Annotated in this window: 8 protein-coding genes and 1 pseudogene; 4 read left to right on the top strand and 5 right to left on the bottom strand. The window is 70.8% G+C overall.

Features of this window, described 5'->3' with window-relative positions:
* Window positions 1-666: PhaM family polyhydroxyalkanoate granule multifunctional regulatory protein (locus AC1D2E_RS33500; RefSeq protein ID WP_478201401.1), on the bottom strand; the 666-nt coding region annotated here is incomplete at its 3' end.
* A gap of 136 nt (window positions 667-802) precedes the next feature.
* Between AC1D2E_RS33500 and AC1D2E_RS33495 the strand changes: the two genes are divergently transcribed.
* On the top strand, window positions 803-1,213 hold the full coding sequence (locus tag AC1D2E_RS33495) for a VOC family protein (protein WP_478201400.1): 411 nt from the start codon (window positions 803-805) through the stop codon (window positions 1,211-1,213).
* A complete protein-coding gene (locus AC1D2E_RS33490) occupies window positions 1,210-2,400 on the top strand; it encodes a toxin-antitoxin system YwqK family antitoxin (protein WP_478201399.1) in 1,191 nt (396 codons plus the stop codon). Before AC1D2E_RS33495 ends, AC1D2E_RS33490 begins: the two co-directional genes overlap by 4 nt.
* A 349-nt stretch (window positions 2,401-2,749) precedes the next feature.
* Here AC1D2E_RS33490 and AC1D2E_RS33485 read toward each other — a convergent pair whose 3' ends face one another.
* The 3 genes from AC1D2E_RS33485 to AC1D2E_RS33475 all read right to left on the bottom strand — a co-directional run bounded on the left by AC1D2E_RS33485 (window position 2,750) and on the right by AC1D2E_RS33475 (window position 5,882).
* Window positions 2,750-3,727 (bottom strand): Bug family tripartite tricarboxylate transporter substrate binding protein, encoded by a 978-nt coding sequence (locus tag AC1D2E_RS33485; protein ID WP_478201398.1) that lies wholly within the window; start codon window positions 3,725-3,727, stop codon window positions 2,750-2,752.
* A 209-nt stretch (window positions 3,728-3,936) separates the two neighbouring features.
* Entirely contained in the window at window positions 3,937-4,140 is a 204-nt protein-coding gene (locus AC1D2E_RS33480; RefSeq protein WP_478201397.1) for a hypothetical protein, read from the bottom strand.
* Window positions 4,137-5,882, bottom strand: coding sequence for an FAD-dependent monooxygenase (locus AC1D2E_RS33475; RefSeq protein ID WP_478201396.1), 1,746 nt, complete (start codon window positions 5,880-5,882; stop codon window positions 4,137-4,139). The genes AC1D2E_RS33480 and AC1D2E_RS33475 overlap by 4 nt, the downstream gene beginning before the upstream one ends.
* A gap of 74 nt (window positions 5,883-5,956) precedes the next feature.
* Between AC1D2E_RS33475 and AC1D2E_RS33470 the strand changes: the two genes are divergently transcribed.
* Window positions 5,957-6,733, top strand: coding sequence for a LuxR C-terminal-related transcriptional regulator (locus AC1D2E_RS33470; RefSeq protein WP_478201395.1), 777 nt, complete (start codon window positions 5,957-5,959; stop codon window positions 6,731-6,733).
* 7 nt (window positions 6,734-6,740) lie between these two features.
* Here the strand turns inward: AC1D2E_RS33470 and AC1D2E_RS33465 are convergent, their stop codons facing one another.
* The gene (locus AC1D2E_RS33465; RefSeq protein ID WP_478201394.1) at window positions 6,741-7,757 is read right to left on the bottom strand and encodes a fumarylacetoacetate hydrolase family protein; all 1,017 of its coding nucleotides are present in this window, start codon (window positions 7,755-7,757) and stop codon (window positions 6,741-6,743) included.
* Between the two features lie 99 nt (window positions 7,758-7,856).
* Between AC1D2E_RS33465 and AC1D2E_RS33460 the strand changes: the two are divergent.
* Window positions 7,857-8,115: pseudogene (locus AC1D2E_RS33460) on the top strand (DUF3108 domain-containing protein); the annotation flags it as partial.

Here is an 8,115-nt window from a genome sequence, read left to right as displayed (position 1 = left end):
TTTCCGGGCCGCGGCCGGCTTGGCCGCCCGCTTCGCCGGCGCTGGCGCCGGCGCCGAGCCCGCGCCCAGGCCGACCGCGTCGACCAGCGGCTGYGCCACGGYCGGCACCTTGAGCTGCGAGGCGTCCTGCAGGGCCGAACTGGCGATCTGCTGGAACTGCTGCGTGAGCGCGCCCCACCACTGCAGGGGATCGACCACGCCGGCCGCGTCCGGCGCGGCCGCGGCCTTGGCCCGCTTCGGCGCCGGCGCCTCCTCGACCTCCGGCTCCGTTTCGGGTTCCGGGGCGGCGGCCGGGGCCGGTGGCTCGGCATGGAACGCGGGTGCCGGTGCGGGCGTCGGCCCGACGGGCCGCGTGAAGGCGCTGGCGAGGTCTTCCATGCGGACGTTCATACCGCGCAAGGTCGACAGCGTCATCTTCTGCACTTCGAGCGCCTGGATCGTCGCCTTCAGCGCGTGGCCGTTCTGCTCGAGCCAGTACTGCACGGTCTTGAGCTCCTGGATGCGCTTGTCGACCTCCTCGACGCTCAGCGTCGGCGCCACCCAGCTCGACAGGCTCGGCAGGCCGGGCACCCCGCCGGACGATGCGCTGGCGCCAGCCAGGCTTTTCAGGAAGTCGAAGCCCGGAACGAACTGACTGAAGGCGAAGGGCTTGGTGGCGTCGCTCATGGGAGTGCTCCGGTATGTGGTTCTTGTCCGGGCAGCTTACTCCAAGCGTCCGGGCTTTTGGGCCGGTAAAAGGCATCCGGCACTCGCCATGGCGGCCCGGCTTGTGGACAATGACCCATTAGACACAGAAAGACACATGTCCATCTTCCATCTCGCCTTCCACGTCCGCGACCTCGACGAGGCCCGGCGCTTCTACGGCGGCGTGCTGGGCTGCATCGAAGGCCGCAGCACCGACACCTGGGTCGATTTCGATTTCTTCGGCCACCAGATTTCGCTGCACCTCGGCGAGCCCTTCGCCACCTCGCGCACCGGCCGCGTGGGGGACGTGATGGTACCGACGCCGCACTTCGGCATCGTGCTCGAGTTGCCGGCCTGGCAAGCGCTCGCGGCGCGGCTCGAGGCGTCGGGCATGGATTTCGTGCTGAAGCCGCAGGTGCGCTTCGAGGGCCAGCCCGGCGAGCAATGGACCATGTTCTTCTGCGACCCCTTCGGCAACCCGATCGAGGCCAAGGGCTTCCGCTCGCTCGACACCGTCTACGACGCATGAACCATCCTGCGGCGCCCACCCGGAGGTCGATGCGCCCGCGCGTCGCCGGGGCGGCGGCCGCGCTGCTGCTCGCCTGCGGCGCCGCGCACGCGGTGCAGGATTGCGAGCTCAATGGCCAGGCCGTGAATCCGGCCAACGGCAACAGCACCGCCGGCAAGACCGGCGTGATGCGCTGCAAGGACCGGGACAGCGGCGCGCTGCTGCGCGAACAGCAGATCCAGAGCGGAACCTTCATGGGCCTGGTGCGCCTCTACGAGAACGGCAAGCTCGTGAAGGAACACAGCGTGAACGCCCGCGGCAACATGGAAGGCCGGGCCCGCGAGTACTCGCCCTCCGGCCAGGTCTTGCGCGACGCCACCTACGAGGACGGCCACGAGATGGGCCTGGTGCGCACCTTCTATCCGGACGGCCCCCTGCGCCGCGTCACCTTCTTCGCCGATGCGGCGGGCGAGCGCGCCTCGGTCGAGTTCACCGAACGCGGCCAGCTCTCGGCGCTGCGGTGCGGCGACAAGCCGGTGCTGGCGCCGGTGGTCGACGATGCGCGGCTCTGCGGCTTCGTCGGCGGCCCGTCGAAGGTCGAGCTGTTCGATGCCAAGGGAACGCTGCGCGCGCGGCTGTCGTACGTGGCCGGCAAGCGGGTGCGCAGCGAAGACCTGTACGACAACGGCAAGCCCGCCGCGCAGGACGAGGTGGCGGGCAACCAGCGCATCGAAAGGCGCTTTTCGTCCGAAGGCATCAAGCGCCGCGAAGTGGTCTCGCTGCTCGGCGAGCGCGGCGCGGTCAAGCAGCGCGAGCAGGAATTCTCGGAGCGGGGCACGCTGGTGCGCGAGCAGCGATGGAACGCCGCCGGCGAAGCGCTGAGCGACGAGAGCTACTACCAGAACGGCCAGCCGCGCAGCAAGTCGAGCTACGGCGTGGGCGGCAACCCGCGCCAGATCGAGATCATCGAATTCCACGACAACGGCGAGAAGGCCGCCGTCGGCCGCTACCTGGCCATCGAGCGCCTGCGCCAGATCCCGATCGGCACCCACCAGCGCTTCGGGGACAACGGCCTGCTGATCGCCGAATCGGTCTACGACGGCGAGGGCCGCATCACGCGCGAGCGCATTTGGGACGCCAACGGCAAGCTCGAGCGCGACGAGGAAGTGTTCGAGGACGGCTCACGCAAGGCGTTCGCCAAACCGTAGCTTGAAGCGGGCCCAGGCCGGCGCCGGGCCGCCCAAGGCGGCCTGCGGCCCCCTCGGGGGGCAGCGACCCACACGAAGCGGGGGAGCGTGGGGCCCAGGCCGACGCCGGGCCGCCCCAAGGCGGCCTGCGGCCCCCTCGGGGGGAAGCGACCCACACGAAGCGGGGGAGCGTGGGGGCCCAGGCCGGCGCCGGGCCGCCCCAAGGCGGCCTGCGGCCCCCTCGGGGGGAAGCGACCCACACGAAGCGGGGGAGCGTGGGGGCCCAAGCCGGCGCCGGGCCGCCCCAAGGCGGCCTGCGGCCCCCTCGGGGGGCAGCGACCCACACGAAGCGGGGGAGCGTGGGGGCCAGTCAATCCAGCTTGATGCCGGCGGCCTTGATGATCGGGCCCCAGCGCTGGGATTCGGCGCGCGACAGGGCCGCGAACTGCTGTGGCGTGCCGGGCATCGCCTCCATGCCGAAGTCGTTGAAGCGCTTCTGCACCGCCGGCGTACTGAAGGCGCGGTTGAGGTCGCCATTGAGCCGGGCGATGATCGGCGCCGGGATGCCGGCCGGTCCGACGACGCCCTGGAAGGCGAACACTTCGGAATTCAAGACGCCGACTTCCGCCAGCGTCGGCACCTCGGGCAGCAATTTCGAGCGGCTGCCCGAGCCGATCGCCAGCACGCGCACTTTCTTGCCCTGCATGATCGACAGGCCCGAAGCCAGGTCGAGGAACATCGCCGGCACCTGGCCGCCCATCACGTCGGCCATCGCCGGCGCCGCGCCACGGTACGGGATGTGGGTGATGAAGGTGCCGGTGCGGACCTTGAACATCTCCATCGCCAGGTGGTGCGGCGAGCCATTGCCGGGCGAGGCGTAGTTGACCTTGCCCGGATTGGCCTTCACGTAGGCCAGGAAGGCCTTGAAGTCCTGGGCCGGAAAGTCCGGGTGCACCACCAGCGCCAGCGGGAACTTGCCGATCGCGCCGATGTAGCTGAAGTCCTTTTCGGGGTTGAAGGGCAGCTTGCTGAACAGGTGTTCGTTGAAGGCCAGCAGCGCGTTGTCGGCCGACATGATGGTGTAGCCGTCGGGCTTGGACTTGGCGACCAGTTCGGCGCCGATGTTGGTCGAGGCGCCGGGGCGGTTGTCGATCACGATCTGCTGGCCCAGCGTCTGGCGCATGGCCTCGGCCAGGGTGCGCGCGATGACGTCGGTGCCGCCGCCGGCCGGATACGGCACCACCCACTTGATCAGCTGGTCGGGATAGGCGCCCTGGGCGCGCGCCCACGGTGCTGTAGCGGCGGCCGCGGTGGCAGCGAGGGTGGTGAGCAGGGTTCTGCGATCCATCGAAAAGTCTCCTGGTTTTGAGTGTTCTGGAATGTAAGGGCTCCGACCGCCGCCGGGCCGCCCCAAGGCGGTCTGCGCCCCCTCAGGGGGCAGCGAGTACACGAAGTGACGAGCGTGGGGGCCTCTCAGACCGCCGCCGGGCCGCCCCAAGGCGGTCTGCGCCCCCTCGGGGGGCAGCGAGGACACGCAGTGCCGAGCGTGGGGGCCCGTCACACCGACAGCGAAGGCAGCGGCAAGCCGTCGAGCGCCTGCGCGAGCGCGTCGCGGCAGCGGGCTTCGTCGCCGACCTGCTCGAACAGCAGCAGTGCGAGCCGGGCGAGGAACAGCGATTCTCGCTCGGGGCCGGCCTCGCTGATGGCACGTGCGCATTCGGCGTAGACGCGGTCGCGCGCCTCGGATGGCAGGGCAGTCATGCGGTCTCCTTGGGGGTCAGGGATGCGGCGCGCGCCAGGGCCCGGCGCAGCGCACCCGACGGCGGCCGGCGCCAGCGCGCGGCCACATGGCCGTCGGGACGCAGCAGGTAGACGGCGCCCTGCTGCGCACCGAGCGCCGCGAACACCTGCGGCTCGGCATCGTCCGGCGACAGTTCGCACAGCGCGACCGGCAGCGGGCCCGACTGCGCCTGCTCGAGTTCGGCACGCAGCCCGTCGTCGGCCTGCGGGAGGTTCAGCAGCAGCACGGTGAAGGCCGAGCCGATCCGGCTCGTGAGATGGAGGCCGTTGACCAGCGCCTGCTCAGGCATCGCCTCGCCGGGGCACGGGCCGGCCGCCAGGTCGTCGCCCTCGCTCGACAGCGCCGATCCCGCATAGCCCACGGCCTGCGTCTGGCGCGGGTTGATCAGGTTCGCGATGCCGCGGTGCGCGCCCGACAGCGACAGCGCGGCCTCGCGCAGCAGGTCGAAGCCGCGCGAGGGCGGCGACATGAACTCGGTGCTGCGCATCGCGTTCTCGGCGTTGATGGCGAAGGCCGCGATGCGCTCCTGCGAATAGCTGTCGAGCAGCGATGGGGCGGACACGCCGCGGGCCACCAGCGCCAGCTTCCAGGCCAGGTTGTCGGCATCGTCGAAGCCCGAGTTGAGGCCGCGCACGCCGAAGATCGGCATCGCATGCGCGGCGTTGCCGGCGAACAGCACGCGGCCGTGGCGGTAGCTCTCGAGCGTCATCGCACCGGCGCGGTAGACCGAGGTCCAGACCGTGTGCCAGGGCAGGTGGCCTTCGCCGATGGCATCGAGATGCCGTTGCACGAACGCCTGCACCGCCGCAGGCTGCAGTGCCTCCTCGGTGCTCTGGCCGGCGCGCAGCTGGTAGTCGATGCGCCAGATGTCGTCGGGCTGCTTGTGCATCAGCACGGTCGAGCCCGGGTTCCACGGCGGGTCGAACCAGGCGCGGCGCTCGGTCGGGTGCGTGCTGTGCAGTTCGATGTCGATGATCACGTAGCGGCCTTCGTAGCCGGTGCCCACCAACTCCAGGCCGAGCGTCTTGCGCACGAAGCTCTGGCCGCCGTCGCAGGCCGCCAGCCACTGGCCGCGCAGGGCGTACTCGCCGAGCGCATTGCGCACCGACAGCAGCAGGCCATCCGGCTCCTCCGCGAATCCGGTCAGCGTGCTGCCCCAGCGGATGTCGATCAGGCCCGGCGCCGTGGCGTTGCGGCGGACGATCTCGTCCAGCAGGTACTGCTCGATGTAGTACTGCTCGAGGTTGATCATCGGCGGCAGCTTCTGCCGCTCGTCGTGCGGCATCTCGAAGCGGAACACCTCCTCGGTCTTGTAGAAGCTGCGGCCGCCGGTCCAGGGAAGGCCCTTGGCCAGGAAGGCCGGCAGCGCGCCGAGGCGCTCGACGATCTCCAGGCTGCGGCGCGAGATGCAGGCCGCGCGGCTGCCGACGCAGACCGTGTCGTCGGCCTCCAGGATCACGCTGCGCACGCCGTGGTTCGCGAGCCCCAGCGCGAGCGACATGCCGACCGGCCCGCCGCCGGCGATCACGACCGCATGGCGGCCGGGCTCGACGCCTTGCTCCAGCGGCGGCAGCCCGGGCGCGAAGCGCGTGTAGTGGAAGGCGCCGACCGAGGGCGGCAGCTCGGCGGCCAGCGGCGGCAGCGGGCCGGTGGCGGCGTCGCCGGCCCGGGCGGCAGGGGGAATCACGGCAGCGGTGTTCATGGAAGGGGATTGTCCGGATGCGCCGGCAACCGCTATGTCATAACTTCGTACGAAGTGATTACCCTTGCATTGAAATGAAACGCTGGCCCGTTCGTGCCAACAGCGGGGCCCTGGCGGCGCCGGTCGTCAGCAGCGTGCTGGCCGGGATCGGCACGGCGCATCTGGCCGCGAGCTACCTGGCGGCCATGCACGAGGTGCTGCCGGTGACCTTCTGCACCGTGTTCGCAGCCGGCGCCAACGGCCGCATCGAAACCATCTCGGCGGCCAGCAGCTATGGCCATACGGCGGAACGCACCGCCGAACGCTATGTCGCCGAGCGATTCGACCGGCTCGATCCGCACATGGCCTGGCTGGCCGGCCGCAAGCTGCCGAAGCGTCCGCAACTCTGGCTCGGCCACCATCGCGCCGAAGAGGTCGAAGACCCGGCCTACCGGGCCGCCTGCTACGGCGATGTCGGCATTCGCGAGCGCGCCTCGGTGCTGTCGCTGCTGCCGAGCGGCCAGCGCGCCGCGGTGAGCTTCTACCGCAGCCTGGCCCAGCCCGACTTCGGGCCGGCGGATTTCGCGCTGCTCGAAACCCACGCCGCGCTGCTGGCCGACGCCACTGCCGCCCACGGCCGCAGCGCAGTCGCTGCCCGCGAGGCGGCGGAACCGGCGCTGGCCTCGCGCCTGCTGGGGCTGAGCCTGCGCGAACGCGAGGTGGTCGGCCACCTGCTGGCCGGCAAGACCGCGAAGGAGGCGGCGCGCGAGATCGGCATCGAGCTGACGACAGTGCGCACGCACCAGTACCGGGCGTTCCGCCGGCTGGGGATACGGGGTTTGAAGGAGCTGTTGCGCGGGGCGCGGGGCTGAGCGCCGTCTACCTCGCCGCCGCCGGCGCCACCACTTCCTGGTCGATCGCGCCGAACACCGACTGGCCGTCGCGGTCCTTCATCTCGATGCGGATGGTGTCGCCGTACTTCATGAACTCGGTGCTAGGCTGGCCGTCCTGGATCGTCTCGATGCAGCGTTTCTCGGCGATGCAGCTGTAGCCCTTGGGCCATTCCATGCTGCCCTTCTTCTCGACGCCCTTGTTGCTCACGGTGCCGCTGCCCACGATTGTGCCGGCGCGCACGTTGCGGGTCTTGGCGATGTGCGCGATCAGCTCGCCGAAGTGGAAGGTCATTTCCTCGCCGGCGTCGCACATCCCGACCTTGCGGCCGTTCCAGGTGCTCTGCAGCTGCAGGTGCACGCGGCCGCCCAGCCAGGCCTCGCCGAGTTCGCCAGGCGTCACCGCCACCGGGCTGAAGCCGGTCGCCGGCTTGCTCTGGAAGAAGCCGAAGCCCTTGGCCAGCTCGGCCGGGATCAGGTTGCGMAGGCTGACGTCGTTGGCCAGCATCACGAGCCGGATGCCGTCGAGCGCCTGGGCCGGCGTGGCGCCCATCCTGACGTCGCCGGTGACCACCGCGATCTCGGCCTCGAAGTCGATGCCGAAGGCCTCGCTGGCGACGACCACCGGATCGCAGGGGCCGATGAAGTCGTCGCTGCCGCCCTGGTACATCAGCGGGTCGGTGTAGAAGCTCTCGGGCACCTCGGCATTGCGCGCCTTGCGCACCAGCTCGACATGGTTCAGGTAGGCCGAGCCGTCGGCCCACTGGTAGGCGCGCGGCAGCGGCGCCATGCATTGCGCCGGATCGAAGGGGAAGGCGTGGCGGGCCCGGCCGGCATTCAGCGCATCGTAGAGATCCTGCAGTTGCGGGCTCATGAAACCCCAGTCGTCGAGCACCTGCTGCATGCGGCTGGCGATGCCGGTGGCGTAGTGGGCGCTGGCAAGGTCGCGCGAGACGACGACGAGCTGGCCGTCGCGCGAACCGTCTTTGAGGGTGGCGAGTTTCATGGGTGGCGGCGGATGCCGGCGCGGCATCGCTACTAAACTGGTTGGACGGGCGGCAGTGTACCGAGGTGAACCTCTGGGCCGGCGCCCGCTCCATTCTCGATGCCGCCCGCCACCCTGCCCGATGCCCCCGACCTTCCGCGCGCGCCCTGGCGCGGGCTGGCACTGCTCACCGCGGTCGTGGCGCTGGTGCATCTGGCGCTGCTGGGGCTGGCGCCGCCGTTCACGGGAGAGCGTCCCTCGCCGCTGGCGAACACCTTCATCACGCGCAGCATCGTGATCGCGCCGCCGCCGGCGCCGCATCCGGAGCCAGCCGCCGCGGCACCGGCGGCCAGGACGCCGCCGCCGCCCAGGCCGGTGC

It is taken from the genome of Variovorax sp. P1_H2 (genome assembly GCF_056405295.1).
The sequence above is the reverse complement of the archived record's forward strand: the minus strand, read 5'-3'. Positions and strand labels throughout refer to the sequence as shown.

Excerpts from the sequence above, each read along its gene's own strand:
- AC1D2E_RS33485 (WP_478201398.1), bottom strand. The coding sequence starts at position 3,727 with ATGGATCGCAGAACCCTGCTCACCACCCTCGCTGCCACCGCGGCCGCC.
- AC1D2E_RS33495 (WP_478201400.1), top strand. The coding sequence starts at position 803 with ATGTCCATCTTCCATCTCGCCTTCCACGTCCGCGACCTCGACGAGGCC.
- AC1D2E_RS33475 (WP_478201396.1), bottom strand. The coding sequence starts at position 5,882 with ATGAACACCGCTGCCGTGATTCCCCCTGCCGCCCGGGCCGGCGACGCC.
- AC1D2E_RS33490 (WP_478201399.1), top strand. The coding sequence starts at position 1,210 with ATGAACCATCCTGCGGCGCCCACCCGGAGGTCGATGCGCCCGCGCGTC.
- AC1D2E_RS33470 (WP_478201395.1), top strand. The coding sequence starts at position 5,957 with ATGAAACGCTGGCCCGTTCGTGCCAACAGCGGGGCCCTGGCGGCGCCG.
- AC1D2E_RS33480 (WP_478201397.1), bottom strand. The coding sequence starts at position 4,140 with ATGACTGCCCTGCCATCCGAGGCGCGCGACCGCGTCTACGCCGAATGC.